We start from the raw sequence: 18,132 nt of genomic DNA, 5'->3' as shown, positions 1-18,132 counted from the left end.
CCGCCGTACCAGACCCAAGGAGCAACCCCCATGACCACACCGCGCCGAAGCGCCCGCCGCCTGGTCCGCCGCTGGTGGCCGGTGGTGCTCGCGGTTCCGCTGGGTGCCGCGGCCGGCGCCGGGTACGCCGTCGTCGCCCACCCGTCGTACGCCGCCAACGCCTACGTCCTCGTGGTCGCGCAGAACCCCGGGGAGGCGGCGATCGCGACCAACTTCGCCCAGGCGTACGGCCGACTGGCCGGCCAGCCGCAGGTCCTCGCCGTGGCGGCCGCCGAAACCGGCCGCACCCGGTCCGAGCTGGCGTCCCTGGTGCGCGGGACGACCTCTCCGGACGCCCCGATGATCGAGATCACCGGCACCGGGCCGCGCCCCCAGGAGGCCGCCCGGAACGCCGACGCGGTGGCCCGCTCGCTGGTCTCCTTCGCCAACACCAGCAGCCGGGACACCAACGTCCGGCTGGTGACGCTGTCCCCGGCCGCCGCGCCGGACAGGCCGACCACGCCCTCCGGGAAGCTGGACGTGGCGGTCGGCGGTGCGGCGGGGCTGCTGCTGGGCTCGCTGGCGATGATGACCCGCCGCCGGGGCGGCTCGGGGACGCCGGAGGCCGCCGACGGGAGCCCCGAGGCGCCGCGGACGCTGCGGGCGCTGCGCGCCGCGAAGGCGTCGGAGGCCCCCGTCGCCGCCGCGCCGGTGGCGGTCCCGACGACGCCGCGCCCGCGCCGCGAGGAGCCGGCCACCGCCGTGGCCGGGGCCGGGCCCGACTCCGCGCCCCCCGCGCCCGAGGCCGGGAGCACGCCCGGGCCCGCGGCCGAGGCGGCCGCGACCGAGGGCGTGAAGGCCGCGGACGTGAAGACGGAGCGCGCGAAGACGGCGGACGCGACGGCCGAGGACGCGAAGACGGAGGACGCGAAGGCGGGGGACGCGAAGGCGGGGGACGCGAAGGCGGAAGGCGCGAAGGGCGAGGGCCAGAAGAGCGAGGCCGGGAAGGCCGACAAGAAGGCCGGGAAGAAGACCGCCGGGAAGGCCGGCCGGCGCACCGGCGCCGAGCCCGCGGCGGCCGAGCGGCCCCCGGTCGAGGAGCCTGCCCCCGCCGCGGACGAGCCTGCCCCCGCCGCCGAGGAGCCGCCCGCCGTCCAGGAGAAGGCCGCGGCCGGGAGCGGCCGATGAGCACCGAGACCCGCGGAAGCAGCCTGCCCGCCCAGCTGACGGCGCCGGTCTGGACCACCGAGCTGCGGACCGAGGACGACGCCCTGGACGTCCTCGCCGAGGAGTGGGACGACCTGGCCGCCCGCTGCCGGTCCGCCACGTTCTTCCAGGCCGCCGACTGGCAGCGCTCCTGGTGGCGCCACTACGGCCGCCCCGGCCGCCTCCTGGTGGTGCTGGTCCGCCGGGCCGGCCGGCTGGTCGGCGCGGGCGCCTTCGTGCGCCGCGGCGGACCGCTCGGCGGCCTGACCGGCCTCGGCGGCGGGCTGGTCGACTACACCGACGTCCTGCTCGACGACGAGTTCGCCGACCGGGCCGCCGCCGAGTTCGCCGCCGCGCTCCCGCTCACCCGGCCCTGGCACTGGCTGGAGCTGCGCGAGGTGCACCCGGAGGCGGCGGTGCACCGGGTCTACCGGCACTGGCGCGGCAGCCGCCGCCGCTACCAGGACTCGCTCTGCCAGTACCTGCCGGCCGTCCCGATGGACCGGCTGCTCAAGCGGATGCCCGGCAAGACCGCCCAGCGCAGCCGGGTGAAGCTCCGCAAGATCGCCGAGGCGGGGGTGAAGGTCCGCACGACCCCGGTGGCCGAGGTGCCGCAGGCGGTGGACGGGCTGCTTCGGCTGCACTTCCTGCAGTGGCGGGCGCGCGGCGTCACGCCCGAGCACCGCACCGAGCGGTTCGCCCGGCACCTGACCGAGTCCACCACCGGGCTGGTCGCCGCCGGCCGGGCCACCGTCCACCAGTTCCACCTGGACGGCCAACTGGTCGCGGTGAACCTGCTGCTGCTCTGCCCGTCCTTCGGCGGGCTCTACATGTACGGCGCGCACCCGGTGCTGCGCGAGCGGCTGGACATCGCCGGACTGCTGTTCGGCGCGGCGCTGGACGAGACGGTCGGCGCGGGCGTCCCGGTGCTCGGCCTGCTGCGCGGCCAGGAGCCGTACAAGCAGCGCTGGCGCCCGGACCAGCTGTCCAACCAGCGGCTGCTGCTCGGCCCGGCGGGCGCGGCGCCGGCGGCCGCCGTCCGGGCCGCGGCGGTACGGGCCCGGCAGTCGGCGGCGCACCGGCTGCGCACCCGCTTCCCCCGGCTCAAGGAGGCGCTGCTGGCCCGCCGCCGCCGCTGACCGCTCAGGGCCGGCCGTGCGCCGCACCCGTCGGCCGGCCCGTCGACTTGCCCCTCGCCGGGCGGGCCGCCGGGCCGGCCTTCGCGCTCGGCGGGGCACCCGGTGCGGCCGGTGCGGCCGGTACCGCGTGCGACTCCGGCGGGCTGGGCGGCCCCGCCACCGCGGGAACGTCCGACGCGGCCGCCGACGGCCCCGCGGCCGGCGCCGGCGCCCCCTTCGACCCGGACATCAGCTGCTTGAACGCCGCCGTCGAGCGCGGATTGCGTTCGCACTGGAAGAACCCGTGCGGGCAGTAGTCGGTGACGGTCTGGTAGGCGGTGTCGTGGGTGCGGATCCAGTCGACCATCCGCTGCACGAACTCGGGGTTGTCGCCGTTGCGGAACAGCCCCCACTCCGGGTACGAGACCGGCTTGCCGCGCTTGGCGGCGAACTCCACCTGGTCCTGGAGGCCGTACGGCTCGTGCACGTAGTCGTCGAAGGTGGCGCCGGCGGGCTGGTCGTAGTTGTCCATGCCGATGATGTCGACCACGTCGTCGCCGGGGTAGCACTTGGTCCACGGGATGGCGTCCAAGCCCCGGCTGGGGGCGAAGTCGAAGCGGAAGCGCTGCCCCGGCACCGAGCGCATCACCCCGACGATCCGCCGCCAGTACGTCTTCCAGGCGGACGGGTCGGGCTTGCAGCGGTGGGTGTAGGTGGTGCCGTTCATCTCCCAGCCGAGGGTGAGCACGGTGTCCGCGCCGCCCATCGTGACCAGTCGGCGCGCGAGCTTGAGGAAGTGCCCGTCGAAGTCCCCGCGCGCCCCCTGGCCGAGCAGCGTCTCGACCTCGTCGTCCGACACGCCCGCCTCGTTGGGCACCAGCATCGGCACCCCGAGCACCAGCAGCCGGGACGGATCGGCCTGCCGCCACTGCGACCACAGGCCGAGCACCGCCGGCTCGCCCTCGATGTCGCTCCAGCCGTTGCCCGCCAGGTAGGTGTGGCCGACCTGGATGTTGGCGTCGCCCAGCCACTGGGCGTACCGGCCGATCTGCGGGATGTAGTCGTCCCAGGAGCCGACGAAGGCGCCGAACGGCGGTTCGTGGCTCGGCCGCTGGACCACCGGGCGGGGTGCCGTGCCGCGCGGCTCGATGGCGTCCGAGGAGAGGGCGTGCCGTTCGGTCTGGCTGAACGGCGTCCCGGCCGGGACGCTGGCCGTGGCCATCAGCAGCAGGGTGGCGGCGGCCAGCGTCAGGCGGCCGATTCGCATGGGTGCTCTCCTCCGGGACGTCGTGTGAGCGGGGCGTCACGGTCTCGGCGTGGACGGACCGTGACGCCCCGCTCGCCGACAGTAGGCCCAAAGGGGGACCGAAAACCCGGATGTCACCCCAAAGTGGGCGCCAATCGAACGCCGTCTGACGCAACGGCCGACCGCCGGCGGCCATGTATCAGCTCTGTAACGGTCCCGTCGGGCCCCTCCGGCCCGCTCCGGCGCACCCTCCGGGGCGCGCCGCGGCCCCGACGGCGCAGGTGGGCGGGTGGACGTGCGGGGAGGGCGCGCGGGCCCGGGCGGACGCCGGGCAGCGCGTCCCGGCGACGGAACCGGGCTGACTCGCGAGCCCGGTGACAGGTACGCTCCGGCCGTGTCCTGGAAGCCGCTGCGTGTACTGACCCCCCGCTCGATCCTGCCTGCCTCGGCGGTGATGCTGGTCCTTGCGGCCGGCGCGGCGGCGCACGCGAACAAGCCGGTGCCGTTCGGCGACCGGGTCGCGGGGCCGGGCGACGCGGGCGCGACCCCGGTGAAGTCCGAGTCGCTCAGCTCGGCCGACCTCGACCTGCGGGTGGGCCCCGGCCTGGAGGCCTTCCACAAGGGGACCGGCGAGCAGGCCTGGTCCTACCGCCGCGAGGGCGCCGAGGCGCTCCACCTGGCGATGGCCGGCGACAACGCGATCGTGGTCTGGGACGACGGCATGGTCACCTCGGTTCGTCCCGGCGACCACGAGGTGCGCTGGCACCGCGCGGTGCCCGGCCTGTCGGACTGGCTGCGCGGCGACGGCGAGCCCGGCGCCGACAAGCGGACCGACGCCCAGCGCAAGCAGCTCGCCAGGCAGCGGGCCGCGGGCGCGCTGCACACCGTCCAGCGGGACGGCTCGCCGTGGCTGGCGCTGGTGACGCCGAACCTCACCATGGGCCTGCGCGACGCCGACGGCGACCTGCGCTACAACGACAAGCCGGCCAACGGCTGCGTCTACGACCCGCTGCGCGCCGTCCACACCGACTACGCCGTGCTCATCCCGCGCACCTGCACCAACAGCGCCGGGCAGGCCGTCTCCGGCGGCATCACCGGCTACCGGCTGGACAGCACCGGTTGGGCGACGAGCACCGGTCCGACCGCCACGGTCAAGGTGCTGGACCGCAGCCGGGTGGAGATCACCGACGGCCCGATCGTCCCGCCCAGGGTCTTCGACACCAAGGCGGCCGCGCCCGAGACGGCCTGCGGCAGCGTGGACGCGCCGTTCGCGGCGGTCCGGCCGCAGGGCGGCTGCGCGGCGGAGCCGACCCCGGTCGACCCGGCGGCCGCGGGCACCGCCCCGGGCACCGCCGCACCGGACGCCGCGGCGGCCACCGGAGCCCCCGCGGGGGACCAGCCGCCCGCGCCGCAGTAGCGGGCCGGGCCCGCCGGCGCCGGCCCGCGGCGGGGACCGGCGGGCGAGAGGCCGGTGGATACCCCGGGACGGTACTTCCCCGGGGTCGGCACGGCGCCCGGTAGACTTGCCGCCATGGCTATCTTCTCCGGGCAATAGCGGGCGGCGGCGCCGCGAGGGCCGCGCCGACCGCCGATGAAGCCCCCCTCACGCCAACCCGGCCCCGGGTACGTCCCACCCGGCCGCCCGCCCACGTCCCAGGAGTAGTCCCCAGCCATGATTTCCGCCAACGCCCTCGAACTGCGCGCCGGCGCCCGGATCCTGATCGAGTCCGCGAGCTTCAAGGTCGCCGCCGGCGACCGGATCGGTCTGGTCGGCCGCAACGGCGCCGGCAAGACCACGCTCACCAAGGTGCTGGCCGGCGAGGGCCTGCCGGCCGCCGGTACCGTCACCCGTTCGGGCGAGGTCGGCTACCTCCCGCAGGACCCGCGCACCGGTGACCTGGACGTCCTCGCCAAGGACCGCATCCTGTCCGCCCGCGGCCTCGACACCGTGCTGAAGAAGATGCGCGAGAACGAGGACCGGATGGCCAACGGCAAGGGCGCCACCCGCGACAACGCGATGAAGAAGTACGCCCGGCTGGAGACCGAGTTCCTCACCAAGGGCGGGTACGCCGCCGAGGCGGAGGCCGCCACCATCGCCGCCGCGCTGGGCCTGCCGGACCGCATCCTCAACCAGCCGCTGCACACCCTCTCCGGTGGTCAGCGCCGCCGCGTCGAGCTGGCCCGGATCCTCTTCTCGGACTCCGACGTGCTGCTGCTCGACGAGCCCACCAACCACCTGGACGCGGACTCGATCGTCTGGCTGCGGGACTTCCTGAAGACGTACAAGGGCGGGTTCATCGTGATCTCGCACGACGTCGACCTGGTCGAGACGGTCGTCAACAAGGTCTTCTACCTGGACGCCAACCGCTCCTGCATCGACGTCTACAACATGGGCTGGAAGCAGTACCAGCAGCAGCGCGAGGACGACGAGAAGCGCCGCAAGCGCGAGCGGGCCAACGCCGAGAAGAAGGCCGCGACCCTGAACGCGCAGGCCGACAAGATGCGCGCCAAGGCCACCAAGACGGTGGCCGCGCAGAACATGGCCCGCCGAGCCGACAAGCTGCTCTCCGGCCTGGAGCAGGTGCGCCAGAGCGACAAGGTCGCCAAGCTGCGCTTCCCGGAGCCGGCCCCCTGCGGCAAGACCCCGCTGACCGCCAGCGGCCTGTCCAAGTCCTACGGCTCGCTGGAGATCTTCACCGACGTCGACTTGGCGATCGACCGCGGCTCCCGCGTCGTCGTGCTGGGCTTCAACGGCGCCGGCAAGACCACCCTGCTGCGGATGCTGGCCGGGGTGGAGCAACCGGACACCGGCGAGGTGATCCCGGGCCACGGCCTGAAGATCGGCTACTACGCCCAGGAGCACGAGACCCTGGACCCGGACCGCAGCGTGCTGGAGAACATGCGCTCGGCCGCGCCGGACACCGACCTGGTGCAGATCCGCAAGATCCTCGGCTCCTTCCTGTTCTCCGGCGACGACGTCGACAAGCCGGCCGGGGTGCTCTCCGGCGGTGAGAAGACCCGTCTGGCGCTGGCCACCCTGGTGGTCTCCTCCGCCAACGTGCTGCTGCTCGACGAGCCCACCAACAACCTCGACCCGGCCAGCCGCGAGGAGATCCTGGGCGCGCTGCGCGAGTTCTCCGGCGCGGTCGTGCTGGTCACCCACGACGAGGGCGCGGTCGAGGCGCTCGACCCGGAGCGGATCATCCTGCTGCCGGACGGCGTGGAGGACCTCTGGAACCCGTCGTACGCCGATCTGGTCTCGCTGGCCTGACCGGAAGTAGACGCGAGATCCGCTTTTCGGATGAGAATATCTAGTCCTTTCGGCGTGTCCGGGAATGAAGTAGACCCGGATTCCGTTTAAGGACTTTCCGTCGGCCCGCCACTCGATCGTGGTCGGGCCGACGCTGCTGATCAGCCCTTTCTCGGCGAACGCCGCCATGCGCCCGGGGGCGTGCACGCTGGGTGAGCGCCCCGATGCGCTCGGATCACCACCGACGGACCACGCATTTCCGACATCGACCTTGTCGAATGGGTGGCCAGGACGCGGTGGATGGGTGATCATGGGAATCTGACCGAGCAACGCTACGAGGAGGCACGGGTGGCCGAGACTCTGAAAAAGGGCAGCCGGGTGACCGGTGCCGCGCGTGAGAAGCTCGCGGCCGATCTCAAGAAGAAGTACGACTCCGGGGCGAGCATTCGCGCTCTCGCGGAGGAGACCGGTCGTTCGTACGGCTTCGTGCACCGGATGCTGAGCGAGTCCGGAGTGATCCTCCGGGGCCGCGGCGGTGCCACGCGGGGCAAGAACAAGGCGACCGCCGGGGCCGGTTCCTGACGGCTCGTCGGCTATAGGCTCGATGACGCGGCGGCAGGGCGCCGACCGAGGAGACGACGGCTGGCCTTCGGCCCGGCGTCCGCCCTCGGGTCGTGTGGACCGGCCGCCGATCGTCATGTCCGGGGTGTCGCCCGTCCCCCGTTGATTCGGCTCCGTTCGTTTTCCTTTCGTTCTCCATTTCTCCTCGGCCGCGCCCGCCGTCGAGCGCCGCGAGCCCCGTCGATCTTTCCGGTCCGGGGCCCCTGCCCTCGCGCGTCGAGTTTTGTTACTCTCCGGTAGCCAAGTCCCTCGCCACCGGAGGTCCCGCCATGACCGCTCCCGCCACCGACCCGCAGGCCCCGAGCTGGGAGCGGGACGGCGTCCGCCTGGAGATCGACGGCGAACTCGCCGTCGTGACCCTGTGCCAGCCGAAGCGGCGCAACGCCCAGTCGCCCGCGCTCTGGCGCGCCCTCGCCGCCGCGGGCCGCGAGCTGCCCGGCAACGTCCGGGTGGTGCTGCTGCGCGCGGAGGGGGTCTCCTTCTCCGCCGGGCTGGACCGGGCCATGTTCACCCCCGAGGGCATCCCCGGCGAGCCCACCTTCCTCCAGCTCGCCGCCTCCTCCGACCAGGAGCTGGACGACGCCATCGCCTCGTACCAGGAGGCCTTCACCTGGTGGCGCCGTCCGGACCTGGTCTCCATCGCGGTGGTCCAGGGCCACGCCGTCGGCGCGGGCTTCCAGCTGGCCCTCGGCTGCGACCTGCGGGTGGTCGCCGAGGACGTCCGGTTCGCGATGAAGGAGACCTCGCTGGGCCTCGTCCCGGACCTGGCCGGCACCAAGCCGCTCACCGAACTCGTCGGCTACGCGCGGGCGCTGGAGATCTGCGCGACCGGCCGCTGGGTGGGCGCGGAGGAGGCCGCCGCGATCGGGCTGGCCAACCTGGCGGTGCCGGGCGAGGAGCTGGACTCCGCCGCCCGCGACCTCGCGGCGGCCCTGCTGGCCGCTCCGCGCGGAGCGGTGATCGAGACCAAGGCCCTGCTGCAGGGGGCCGCCGGGCGCTCCTTCGACGAGCAGCGTTCGGCCGAACGGGCGGCCCAGGCCCGCCGGCTCCGGGAGCTCGCCGGGATCGGCGACTGACCGCACGGCCACGACGCGGGGTCCGGCCCCGGGGAGACCTCCCCGGGGCCGGGCCCTTTCCCGTGTGCGGGGCCGGGTTCTCCCGTACGGGTGCCTGCGTCGGCGCCCGGCGGGCGGGAGACGTGGCGAAATGCCAGAGTTGGGGAGGTTTGCGATATAGCTGGAGCCGTACGACGGGAGAAGCGCCCATGCCTGACACTCCGACGCCCGCGACCATGCACAAGCACCCCGGCGGCGCCCCGATCCCCGGTTCGCCGGGTGTCGGCGGCGGCGCCAAGCCGGTGGGGGAGCGCGGCCGCACCGCGCTGGCCGTCGGCGTGGTGGAGAAGATCGCCGGGATGGCCGCCCGCGAGGTCGCCGGGATCCACGCGCTCGGCTCCGGGCTGGCCCGGACCTTCGGCGCGATGCGGGACCGGGTGCCCGGCGGCAAGCCCAGCGTCGGGCGCGGCATCAAGGCCGAGGTCGGCGAGAAGCAGACCGCGATCGACATCGCCCTGGTGGTCGAGTACGGCGTGGTCATCCCCGAACTCGCCCGCCAGGTGCGGGAGAACATCATCAACGCGGTGGAACGGATGACCGGGCTGGAAGTCGTCGAGGTCAACATCGCGGTCAACGACGTCCACCTCCCGGACGAACCGGAGTTCGAGGAGGAAGAGGAGCCGGTGGCCGCGTCCGGGCAGCGGCCGAAGCTCAAGTAGCGCGTCCCGAGCGCGGGTTCGGGTCCGACGGGGTAGCGGGAGACGAGGGAGTAGCGGATGAACCTGGCCATCGTCGGCCTGGTGGTGGGCATGGCCCTCGGCTTCGCCGGGTACTTCGGCGGGTTCGCGGCCTTCCTGCTGGTGGCCGCGCTCGGGCTGGTCGGCTTCGTGATCGGACGCCTGCTGGAGGGCGACATCGAGCTGGGCGAGCTCGGGGACCTGCTCCGCGGCCGTGACCGGCGCCGCTGATGGCGGGCTCCGCGTCGGCTCCGGCCCCGGTGTCCGGTTCGGTCCCCGCACCGGGGCGTCGCGGGCGGCTCCGGGTCGCCGACCGGGTGTACGCCCGGATCGCGGCCCGGGCCGCCCGGGAGGTGCTGGCCGAGGCCTGGCCCGCCGGACGGGCGAAGGGGGCGCCGCCGCACGTCTCGGTGGCCGTGCCGGGGAGCACGGTGACGGTCCGGGTGGCGCTCGAACTGCCGTTCCCCTCCGACATCGCGGCGCTGGCCGCCGCGGTGCGGGCGCGGACGGCCGAACGGGTGGCGGGGCTGACCGGGGCGAGGGTGTCGGAGGTGGTCGTCGTGGTCGAGAAGCTGGTGACGGGGAGCGCCCGGTGAGTGAGGTGGTGCCCGGGCCGGAGGGCCGGCGGGGGAGGGCGCGACGGCTGCGGGCCCCGCGGACGGCCGCGGCGGCGCTGGTGGCGACCGGGGTGCTGGTGGTGGCGGGGGCGCTGCTGTACGACGTGGTCGCGGTGCGGGCCGGGCACTCGGCGCGGCGATGGCGGGCGCAGCTCGCGGACGAGCTGGCGACGCGCCACCTCGACGACCTGGCGGTGCTGGTGGGGGCCGGTGTGGCCGCCCTGCTCGGCGGCTGGCTGCTGTGGCTGGCCGTCACGCCCGGGCTGCGGCGGTGGCTGGTGCTGCGGCCGTACGGGGGAACGACCGCGGCCGTCGACCGGGCCGGGGTCGGACACCTCCTGGCGGACCGGGCGGCGGGCCTGGACGGGATCGACCACCTGCGGATCAGGGTCGGGCGGCGGCGGGTCCGGATCTCGCTGGTGGGAGTGGCGGACCCGGCGCTGGTGCAGCGGCAGTTGCGGGACGAGCTGGAGCGGGTGGGGTTGGGGCGGCCCCTGCGGCTGGACGTACGGATGGCGCGGGGGGCCGCGGTCGTGGTGGCGGAGGAGCCGGACCAGGGGGCCGGTCCGGGCGCCGCGACGGGTGCCGGGACGGCCGGCGGCGAGGGAGTGGCGGGGTGACGCGCACGGTCGTCAACCGGGTGCTGCTCGGGGTGGTGGGGGCGGTGCTGCTGGCGGCCGGGGTGCTGGTGCTGGCGGGCGGGCTCGACCTGTACCGGCGGCTCGGCGTGCACCCGCCGCACTGGTGGCCGCTCACCTCGCCCGACCAGCCGGTGGTGAGCGGGCGCTCGCGGGGGCGCTGGGTGGCGTCGGCCTGGTGGTGGCCGACGGTGATCGGCGGGCTGGCCGTACTGGTGGCCGGGACGGCGTGGTGGCTGGTGGCGCAGCTGAGGCGCACCGGGCTGTCGAGCATCGCGGTGCCGACGCCGGGGGCGAGCGGGCTCCGACTGCGGGTCGGTGCGCGGGCGTTGGAGGAGGCGATGGAGGACGGGACGGTGGAGCTGCCGGAGGTCGAGCGGGCCGGGGTGCGGCTGGTGCGGGCGCCGGGCCACCCGCGGTTGCGCGGGGCGGTGCGGTTGCGGCCGGGCGGGGACCCGGCCGCGCTGGTGGAGCACTTCGAGGACGGGCCCCGGGCGGACGCGTGCGGGAGCCTGCGGCTGGCGGAGCTGCCGGCCGAGCTGCGGATCCGGGTCCTGCAGGCGGCCTCCGCCGAGGCGCGGCACGGGCGGGGCCGGCGGGGGCGGAGGCGGCCCAGGGTGGAGTAGCGGGGCGGGCCGGGCGTCAGAGGGTGCGCAGGGCGCCGCCGTCGACCGGGACCATGAGGCCGGTCAGGTAGGAGGCGGCCGGCGAGAGCAGGAAGGCGGCGACCTTGCCGAACTCCTCGGGGGTGCCGTAGCGGCCGAGCGGGATGCCGGCGCTGGCCTGGGCGCGGGCGGCGTCCGGATCGGGCGCGAGGCCGTCGAGCTCGCGGACCCGGTCGGTGTCGATCCGGGCCGGGAGCAGGCCGACCACCCGGATGCCGCGCGGGCCGAGCTCGTCGGCGAGGGCCTTGGCGGCCATCGCGAGACCCGGGCGCAGGCCGTTGGAGATGCCCAGGCCGGGGATCGGCTGGCGGACCGAGCTGGAGAGCACGAAGCCGATCACCCCGCCGTCGCCGAGGGCCGCGGCGGCGGCGCGGGCGATGCGCAGGGCGCCGAGGAACACCGACTCGAAGGCGTCGCGCCAGGCGTCCTCGGGGGTGGTTCCGACCGGGCCGGCCTGGGGGCCGCCGACGCTGATCAGGACGCCGTCGAGCCGGCCGAACCGCTCGGTCGCCGCCGTGACCAGCCGATCGGCGGTGCCGGGGTCGGAGTTGTCCGCCGCCAGGCCGTGCGCGGTGCCCGGGCCGGCCAGGGCGTCCAGTTCGGCGACGGCCGCGTCCACGGCCTCCTTGCTCCGGCCGCTCACCAGCACCCGGGCGCCGTCGGCGGCCAGCTCCCGGGCGGCGGCGAAGCCGAGGCCGCGGGTGGCGCCGGTGACGACGTATGCCTTGTCCTTCAGTCCGAGATCCATGGGGACATCCTGCAGGGTGGCGGCGGGCGGGGGTAGCGGAGGGGGTCGTCGGACGGAGGCCGACGGGCGTGCGGACCCGGGGACGCCTGCCGGTGTTCCCCCGGCCGCTGGCATTGACGTGGGTGTCAAGGTCTACCGTCGTTCCGGCGGCGCGCGGAGGCGCGCCGGGAGGAGCGGGTTCAGCATGCGGATCGGGGAGCTGGCGGAGCGGGCGGGGACGACCACGCGGGCGTTGCGGTACTACGAGCAGTTGGGACTGCTGCCGGCCCGGCGGGCGGGCAACGGGTACCGGGCGTACGACGAGGGGGACCTGCGGCTGCTGCGGGAGATCCGGACGCTGCAGGACGTCGGGTTCGGCCTGGAGGAGACCAGGCCGTTCGTGGAGTGCCTGCGGGCGGGCCACCCGGAAGGGGACTCGTGTCCGGCGTCACTGGAGGTGTACGAGCGCAAGCTCGCCGAACTGGACGACTGCATCGAGCGGCTGCGGGAGGCGCGGGCGCGGGTGGCCGGGCAGTTCGAGCGGGCGGTCCGCGCGCGGGACGACCTCGCTGCCTCCGAGCGATCACCACGGTGTGAACTGACGAAGGAGTAGACGATGGTGCGGATCGCAGGGGTGCCGGCGGTGACGGACGACACGTTCGCCGCGGAGGTGCTGGCGGCCGAGGGGCCGGTGCTGGTGGACTTCACGGCGGACTGGTGCCCGCCGTGCCGGATGATGGCGCCGGTGCTGGCGGACATCGCCCGGGAGGAGGTGCACCGGCTGCGGGTGGTGAGCCTGGACGTGGACCACAACCCGCGGACGCAGGCGGCGTACGGGGTGCTGTCGATGCCGACGCTGATGGTGTTCCGGGACGGGCAGCCGGTGCGGTCGGTGGTGGGCGCGCGGGCGAAGGCCCGCTTGCTGCGGGAGCTGGACGACGTGCTGTAGGGCCTGTCGGCGCTACGCCGGCACGGCGTCGAGCGGCACCTCGGCCTCGGCGGCCTGCTTGGCGCGGTCCCTGGCCTCTCGGCGGGCGAGCACCCAGACGCCGACCGGGATCATCGCGGTGAACAGCCACCACTGGACGGCGTAGGCCATGTGCGGGCCGATGTCGGAGTGGTTGGGCTCGGGGATCAGCTGGGGCTGGTCGGCCGGGGCCGGGGTGGTGCCGGTGAGTTCGAGGTAGCCGCCGAGGAGGGCGGCGCCGGTCAGCCTGGCCTGCTCGTCGGTGTTGATCAGGTTGAACTGGCGGTCCGGCAGGCCGGTGCGGTCCTTGATGCCGCTGCCGCCGTACGTCTCCTCGGCGCGCATCCGGCCGGTGAGGGAGACCTCGCCGGCCGGGGCGGCCGGGACGGGCGGGTACTCGGTGGCCCCGCTGCCGGAGGCGACCCAGCCGCGGTTGACCAGGACGGTGCCCTTGCCGTCGGCGAGCCGGAAGGGGGTCACGACGAAGTAGCCGATCGTCCCGTTGGAGTCGGTCCGCTTGCGGACCACGAACTCGTGTGCCGGGTCGTACTGTCCGGTGGCGGTCGCCGCGCGCCAGGTGAGGTCCTTGGGGACCGCGAAGCCGGGGGTCGGGGACAGGGTGTCGAAGGGGACGGGCGCGGCCGTGAGGGCCTGGCCGATCAGCTGGTTCCGGGCCACCCGGGCCTCGTGGCGGTGCAGCTGCCAGAACCCCAGCTTGATCGTCGCGGGGATCAGCAGCAGCGCGACCAGCATGGTGATCAGCCACTGGCGGGTCAGCAGAAAACGGTACACATGGGAACGGTACGCCGACCTCACAACCGGCTCACGCACCGGGGTGCGGGGCGACCTCGCGCAGCAGCTGGAGGAAGGCGTCCTCGCGGACGATGGGCGTGCCGACGTCACGGGCCTTGCGGGCCTTGCCGCTCCAGCTGTCCGGCTCGTTGGTGACCAGCAGGCTGGTGAGGCGGCTCACCGAGGTCGCGATGTGCAGGCCGGCCTCGACCGCGCGGTCCTCCAGGACCTCGCGGTCGGTGGCGGTGTCGCCGGTGATGGCCACCCGCATGCCCTGGACCAGCGGCTTGCCGTCCTCCCAGCGCCCCGGGTTGGGGTACGGGCAGGGCGGGCGCTTCCTGGCCTGGCGGTACGAGTTGCCGGTCCAGGTGCTGCGGCCGGGCGCGGGGGGCTCCTCCTCGCCGAGGTCGGTGACCGCGACGCACTTCTGCAGCGGCAGCGGCACGCCGCCGTCGCGGGCGAGGTGGAGGCTGGGGCGGAAGGCCTCGGCGAGCACCCGGGCGTCGTCCAGGGCGTTGTGGGCGTGGCGCTGCTGGACGCCGAAGTGGGCGGCGAGCGAGGACAGCTTGCCGTTGGGCAGCGGCAGGCGCAGGTCGCGGGAGAGGACCATGGTGCACAGCCGCTGCTCGACCGGGGCGCGCAGGCCGGCCCGGGAGAACTCGCGGGAGATCATGTTCCAGTCGAAGAGCGCGTTGTGGGCGACCAGGACGCGGTTCTCCAGGCGGGTGGCGAACTCGTCGGCGATCTGCGGGAAGGTCGGGGCGGTGGCGAGCAGTTCGGCGGTGAGGCCGTGGATCCAGACCGGCCCCGGGTCCCGCTCGGGGTTGACCAGGGTGTACCAGTGGTCGACGACGTCGCCGTCCGGGTCCAGCTGGTAGACGCCCGCCGAGATGACGCGGTCCGAGCGGCCGAGACCGGTGGTCTCGACGTCGACGACCGCGAAGCCCCCGGTGGGTGCGGCGGAGCGCTGCGCGGGGACCGGTGCGGTCCGCGGCGCTCCGTACGTCTCGGGCTGGATCGGTTGCATGGTCCAACAGGATAAGGGGCCGGACGGGTGGCTCCGGCCGGAATGTTCCGACCGACCGCCCGGAATAGAGTGGTCGGCGGGGGTGTCGTACACCTGGTCGATATCGTTCAGCTAAGGAACAGCGCATGCGTGCCACCGTGATTCACGGCCCCAACGACATCCGGATCGAAGAAGTCCCGGACCCGGTGATCCAGCAGCCGACGGACGTGGTGCTCCGGGTGGTGAACGCCTGCATCTGCGGCAGCGACCTGTGGGCCTACCGCGGGGTGGCGCCGCGGGTGGCCGGGCAGCGGATCGGGCACGAGTTCCTGGGCGTGGTCGAGGAGGTCGGCGCCGAGGTGCGCGGCTTCGCCAGGGGCGACCTGGTGGTCGCGCCGTTCGTCTGGTCCGACGGCACGTGTGACTTCTGTCTCGAGGACCTCCAGACCTCCTGCCCGCACGGCGGGTTCTGGGGGCAGGTCGGTTCGGACGGCGGCCAGGGCGAGGCGGTCCGGGTGCCGTTCGCGGACGGGACGCTGGTGAAGCTGCCGAAGGAGGCGGCGGGCGACGAGAAGCTGCTGCCCGGGCTGCTGGCGCTGTCCGACGTGATGTCGACCGGGCACCACGCGGCGGTCTCGGCGCGGGTGCGGCCCGGCTCGACGGTCGCGGTGGTCGGCGACGGCGCGGTGGGCCTGTGCGGTGTGCTGGCGGCGCACCGGCTGGGCGCGGGCCGGATCATCGCGCTGGGCCGGCACACCGCCCGCACCGAGCTGGCCGTGCGCTTCGGTGCCACGGACGTGGTGGCGGAGCGCGGCGAGGCCGCGGTCGAGGCGGTGAAGGAGCTGACCGGCGGTCAGGGCGCGCACGCGGTGCTGGAGGCGGTCGGCACCGAGGAGTCGATGCGGACGGCCATCTCGATCGCCCGGGACGGCGGCGCGGTGGGCTACGTCGGGGTGCCGCACGGTGGCAGCGCGGGCGTCGACATCGGCCAGATGTTCGGCCGAAACGTTTCGCTGAACGGCGGCGTCGCCCCGGCCCGCGCGTACATCCCCGAACTGCTGCCGGACGTGCTCTCGGGCGCCATCGAGCCCGGCCTGGTCTTCGACCGCACCGTCGACCTGGACGGCGTCCCGGACGGCTACCGCGCGATGGACGACCGCTCGGCCCTGAAGGTGCGGATCGCCTTCTGACGCCTCGGCCTCCCGGCCGCCGGCCCGTGCCGCCCCCCCCCGCCCGGGGGCGCGGCACGGGCCGGTCGCGTTTCCCGGTGCCGTTTCCCGGTGTCGTTTCCTGGGGGCGTCTCCCGGTGGCGGTGGGACCCGGGATCGTGCGCGGCGCGGTGCCGAGATGGGCTGCTTTTCGGCCAATCGGATGGTGCGAGGGGGCGAACGGTCGACTGATCGCGATCAACCCCTTCCGGGGCGGGCAGGACGCTCCTAGCATTGCGCGGCGCGCACCAGACGTGTGACGCCCCTCACGTTCGATCGTTCCCCCCGTGTGACTAATACGCCGAAGGAGTGAGGAGACAGCGTGGATTCGCCGCCGCTCACCACCGCCGCCACGGAAGCCCAACTCATCGACGACAGCGATGAGTTCAGGAAGCTGCGGCGCTCGTTCCGGAGCTTCGCCTTCCCGGTGACCATCGGTTTCGTGCTCTGGTACCTGCTCTACGTGCTGCTCTCCTGCTACGCCCCGGGACTGATGCGCACCAAGGTCCTCGGGCACGTCAACCTGGCCCTGGTGCTCGGGCTGCTGCAGTTCGCGACCACCTTCGCCATCGCCGCCTGGTACGCCCGCTACGCGGACCGGCGGATCGACCCGTCCGCCGCGGCGATCCGCGAGGCGCACGGCGCCGTCGTCCACGCTCCCCGGGAGTCCGCCGAATGAGCCTGCTCGCCAGCTCCGCCACCGAGCACCGCGGCCTGACGATGTCCCTGTTCGGGGTCTTCGTCCTGGCCACCCTGGTCATCACCGTCCGGGCCGGGCGGCAGAACCGGAGCGCCTCCGACTTCTACGCCGGCGGCCGCGGCTTCACCGGCTTCCAGAACGGCCTGGCCATCTCCGGCGACTACATGTCCGCCGCCTCCTTCCTCGGCATCGCCGGGTTGATCGCGCTCAACGGCTACGACGGCTTCCTGTACTCGATCGGCTTCCTGGTCGCCTGGCTGGTCGCGCTGCTGCTGATCGCCGAACCGCTGCGCAACTCCGGCCGGTTCACCATGGCGGACGTGCTCGCCTTCCGGATGCGCCAGCGCCCGGTGCGCACCGCGGCCGGGGTGTCCACCATCGTGGTGTCGATCTTCTACCTGCTCGCCCAGATGGTCGGCGCCGGGGCGCTGGTGGCCCTGCTGCTGGGGGTCACCGGGGACGGCGCGAAGCGCTGGACCATCCTCGCGGTGGGCGCCCTGATGATCATCTATGTGGTGATAGGGGGCATGAAGGGCACCACCTGGGTGCAGATCGTCAAGGCGGTGCTGCTGATCGTCGGCGCCGCGCTGATGACCGTCCTGGTGCTCGCCAAGTACCACTTCAACCCCTCGGAGCTGCTCGGCGCGGCCGCCTCCGCCAGCGGCAAGGGCGCGGCGTTCCTCGAACCCGGGCTGAAGTACGGCGCCAGCGACACCTCCAAGCTCGACTTCATCAGCCTGGGGATCGCCCTGGTGCTCGGCACCGCCGGACTGCCGCACATCCTGGTCCGCTTCTACACCGTGCCCACCGCCAAGGCGGCCCGGAAGTCGGTGCTCTGGGCGATCGGCATCATCGGCGTCTTCTACCTGATGACCCTGGCCCTCGGCTTCGGCGCCGCGGCACTGGTCGGCCGCAGCGGCATGGTGGCCGTCGAGGGCAAGACGCCGTCCGGGAACACCGCGGCGCCGCTGCTCGCCGAGCAGCTCGGCGGCGGGGCCGGCACCACCGGCGGGGCGGTCATGCTCGCGGTGATCTCGGCGGTCGCCTTCGCCACCATCCTCGCCGTGGTCGCCGGTCTCACCCTGGCCTCCTCGGCCTCGTTCGCCCACGACCTGTACGCCAACGTGATCCGGCGCGGCAGGGCGAGCGAGCGGGAGGAGGTGCTCTCGGCGAAGTGGGCCGCCGTCGCGATCGGCGCGGTCTCCATCGTGCTCAGCCTCTACGCGGGCAAGCTCAGCACCGCCGCCCTGGTCGCGCTGGCCTTCGCGGTGGCCGCCTCGGCGAACCTGCCGACCCTGCTCTACTCGCTGTTCTGGAAGCGCTTCACCACCACCGGCGCGGTCAGCTCGGTCTACGCCGGCCTGGTCTCCTCGGTGGTGCTGGTGGTGTTCTCCCCGGTGCTGTCCGGAAGCGACAAGTCGCTCTTCCCGCACTCCGACTTCCACTGGTTCCCGCTGGAGAACCCCGGGCTGGTCTCCATCCCGATCGGCTTCCTGGCGGGCTGGATCGGCACCCTGCTGTCCAGGGAACGACCCGACCCGGCGAAGTACGCTGAACTGGAGGTCCGCTCGCTGACCGGACTGGGCGCCCACTGATCGTC

The 18,132-nt window shown here is 74.2% G+C and carries 20 protein-coding genes; 16 read left to right on the top strand and 4 right to left on the bottom strand.

What is annotated here, in order from left to right; genetic code table 11:
• Positions 1-30 precede the first annotated feature (30 nt).
• The gene (locus ACIQI7_RS19010; RefSeq protein ID WP_401111177.1) at positions 31-1,167 is read left to right on the top strand and encodes a Wzz/FepE/Etk N-terminal domain-containing protein; all 1,137 of its coding nucleotides are present in this window, start codon (positions 31-33) and stop codon (positions 1,165-1,167) included.
• A complete protein-coding gene (locus tag ACIQI7_RS19005) occupies positions 1,164-2,324 on the top strand; it encodes a GNAT family N-acetyltransferase (protein ID WP_401111174.1) in 1,161 nt (386 codons plus the stop codon). The genes ACIQI7_RS19010 and ACIQI7_RS19005 overlap by 4 nt, the downstream gene beginning before the upstream one ends.
• A 4-nt stretch (positions 2,325-2,328) precedes the next feature.
• On the opposite strand, the gene ACIQI7_RS19000 is transcribed toward ACIQI7_RS19005, so the two are convergent.
• Positions 2,329-3,570 (bottom strand): glycoside hydrolase family 26 protein, encoded by a 1,242-nt coding sequence (locus ACIQI7_RS19000; RefSeq protein ID WP_401111172.1) that lies wholly within the window; start codon positions 3,568-3,570, stop codon positions 2,329-2,331.
• A gap of 373 nt (positions 3,571-3,943) precedes the next feature.
• Between ACIQI7_RS19000 and ACIQI7_RS18995 the strand changes: the two genes are divergently transcribed.
• The 9 genes from ACIQI7_RS18995 (at position 3,944) to ACIQI7_RS18955 (ending at position 11,093) form a co-directional block, all read left to right on the top strand.
• Positions 3,944-4,966 (top strand): hypothetical protein, encoded by a 1,023-nt coding sequence (locus ACIQI7_RS18995; protein ID WP_401111170.1) that lies wholly within the window; start codon positions 3,944-3,946, stop codon positions 4,964-4,966.
• Between the two features lie 255 nt (positions 4,967-5,221).
• Positions 5,222-6,820 (top strand): ABC-F family ATP-binding cassette domain-containing protein, encoded by a 1,599-nt coding sequence (locus tag ACIQI7_RS18990; RefSeq protein WP_387758470.1) that lies wholly within the window; start codon positions 5,222-5,224, stop codon positions 6,818-6,820.
• A gap of 327 nt (positions 6,821-7,147) precedes the next feature.
• Positions 7,148-7,381, top strand: a complete 234-nt coding sequence (locus ACIQI7_RS18985; RefSeq protein ID WP_030059940.1) for a helix-turn-helix domain-containing protein — start codon at positions 7,148-7,150, stop codon at positions 7,379-7,381.
• A gap of 308 nt (positions 7,382-7,689) precedes the next feature.
• Positions 7,690-8,496 carry an enoyl-CoA hydratase/isomerase family protein gene (locus ACIQI7_RS18980; protein WP_401111166.1) on the top strand — a complete coding sequence of 269 codons (807 nt, stop codon included), beginning with the start codon at positions 7,690-7,692 and terminating at the stop codon, positions 8,494-8,496.
• A 215-nt stretch (positions 8,497-8,711) separates the two neighbouring features.
• Positions 8,712-9,194: an Asp23/Gls24 family envelope stress response protein gene (locus ACIQI7_RS18975; RefSeq protein ID WP_401111713.1), complete on the top strand. Its 483-nt coding sequence runs from the start codon at positions 8,712-8,714 to the stop codon at positions 9,192-9,194.
• Positions 9,195-9,251: 57 nt separating this feature from the next.
• The gene (locus ACIQI7_RS18970; protein ID WP_387758474.1) at positions 9,252-9,443 is read left to right on the top strand and encodes a hypothetical protein; all 192 of its coding nucleotides are present in this window, start codon (positions 9,252-9,254) and stop codon (positions 9,441-9,443) included.
• Between the two features lie 29 nt (positions 9,444-9,472).
• Positions 9,473-9,808 carry a hypothetical protein gene (locus ACIQI7_RS18965; protein ID WP_401111164.1) on the top strand — a complete coding sequence of 112 codons (336 nt, stop codon included), beginning with the start codon at positions 9,473-9,475 and terminating at the stop codon, positions 9,806-9,808.
• The gene (locus ACIQI7_RS18960) at positions 9,805-10,449 is read left to right on the top strand and encodes a DUF6286 domain-containing protein (RefSeq protein WP_401111161.1); all 645 of its coding nucleotides are present in this window, start codon (positions 9,805-9,807) and stop codon (positions 10,447-10,449) included. Before ACIQI7_RS18965 ends, ACIQI7_RS18960 begins: the two co-directional genes overlap by 4 nt.
• On the top strand, positions 10,446-11,093 hold the full coding sequence (locus ACIQI7_RS18955) for an alkaline shock response membrane anchor protein AmaP (RefSeq protein ID WP_401111159.1): 648 nt from the start codon (positions 10,446-10,448) through the stop codon (positions 11,091-11,093). Before ACIQI7_RS18960 ends, ACIQI7_RS18955 begins: the two co-directional genes overlap by 4 nt.
• A gap of 16 nt (positions 11,094-11,109) precedes the next feature.
• Here ACIQI7_RS18955 and ACIQI7_RS18950 read toward each other — a convergent pair whose 3' ends face one another.
• Entirely contained in the window at positions 11,110-11,880 is a 771-nt protein-coding gene (locus ACIQI7_RS18950; RefSeq protein WP_401111156.1) for an SDR family oxidoreductase, read from the bottom strand.
• Positions 11,881-12,064: 184 nt separating this feature from the next.
• Between ACIQI7_RS18950 and ACIQI7_RS18945 the strand changes: the two genes are divergently transcribed.
• Positions 12,065-12,472, top strand: coding sequence for a MerR family transcriptional regulator (locus tag ACIQI7_RS18945; protein ID WP_401111154.1), 408 nt, complete (start codon positions 12,065-12,067; stop codon positions 12,470-12,472).
• A gap of 3 nt (positions 12,473-12,475) precedes the next feature.
• Positions 12,476-12,808 carry a thioredoxin gene (gene trxA / locus ACIQI7_RS18940; protein ID WP_401111151.1) on the top strand — a complete coding sequence of 111 codons (333 nt, stop codon included), beginning with the start codon at positions 12,476-12,478 and terminating at the stop codon, positions 12,806-12,808.
• A gap of 12 nt (positions 12,809-12,820) precedes the next feature.
• On the opposite strand, the gene ACIQI7_RS18935 is transcribed toward trxA, so the two are convergent.
• Both ACIQI7_RS18935 and ACIQI7_RS18930 read right to left on the bottom strand, forming a co-directional pair.
• Positions 12,821-13,618 carry an SURF1 family protein gene (locus ACIQI7_RS18935; RefSeq protein WP_401111148.1) on the bottom strand — a complete coding sequence of 266 codons (798 nt, stop codon included), beginning with the start codon at positions 13,616-13,618 and terminating at the stop codon, positions 12,821-12,823.
• Positions 13,619-13,649: 31 nt separating this feature from the next.
• The gene (locus ACIQI7_RS18930) at positions 13,650-14,645 is read right to left on the bottom strand and encodes a DEDDh family exonuclease (RefSeq protein ID WP_401111145.1); all 996 of its coding nucleotides are present in this window, start codon (positions 14,643-14,645) and stop codon (positions 13,650-13,652) included.
• 125 nt (positions 14,646-14,770) lie between these two features.
• On the opposite strand from ACIQI7_RS18930, the gene ACIQI7_RS18925 reads away from it, so the two are divergent.
• The 3 genes from ACIQI7_RS18925 to ACIQI7_RS18915 all read left to right on the top strand — a co-directional run bounded on the left by ACIQI7_RS18925 (position 14,771) and on the right by ACIQI7_RS18915 (position 18,127).
• Complete coding sequence (locus ACIQI7_RS18925; RefSeq protein WP_401111142.1) at positions 14,771-15,814, top strand: zinc-dependent alcohol dehydrogenase family protein; 1,044 nt, start codon at positions 14,771-14,773, stop codon at positions 15,812-15,814.
• 340 nt (positions 15,815-16,154) lie between these two features.
• Positions 16,155-16,511 carry a DUF485 domain-containing protein gene (locus ACIQI7_RS18920; RefSeq protein ID WP_387758492.1) on the top strand — a complete coding sequence of 119 codons (357 nt, stop codon included), beginning with the start codon at positions 16,155-16,157 and terminating at the stop codon, positions 16,509-16,511.
• A complete protein-coding gene (locus ACIQI7_RS18915) occupies positions 16,508-18,127 on the top strand; it encodes a cation acetate symporter (protein WP_401111138.1) in 1,620 nt (539 codons plus the stop codon). The genes ACIQI7_RS18920 and ACIQI7_RS18915 overlap by 4 nt, the downstream gene beginning before the upstream one ends.
• Positions 18,128-18,132 lie beyond the last annotated feature (5 nt).

It is taken from the genome of Kitasatospora sp. NPDC092039, from assembly GCF_044756065.1.
Classification (GTDB): Bacteria; Actinomycetota; Actinomycetes; order Streptomycetales; family Streptomycetaceae; genus Kitasatospora.
The sequence above is the reverse complement of the archived record's forward strand: the minus strand, read 5'-3'. Positions and strand labels throughout refer to the sequence as shown.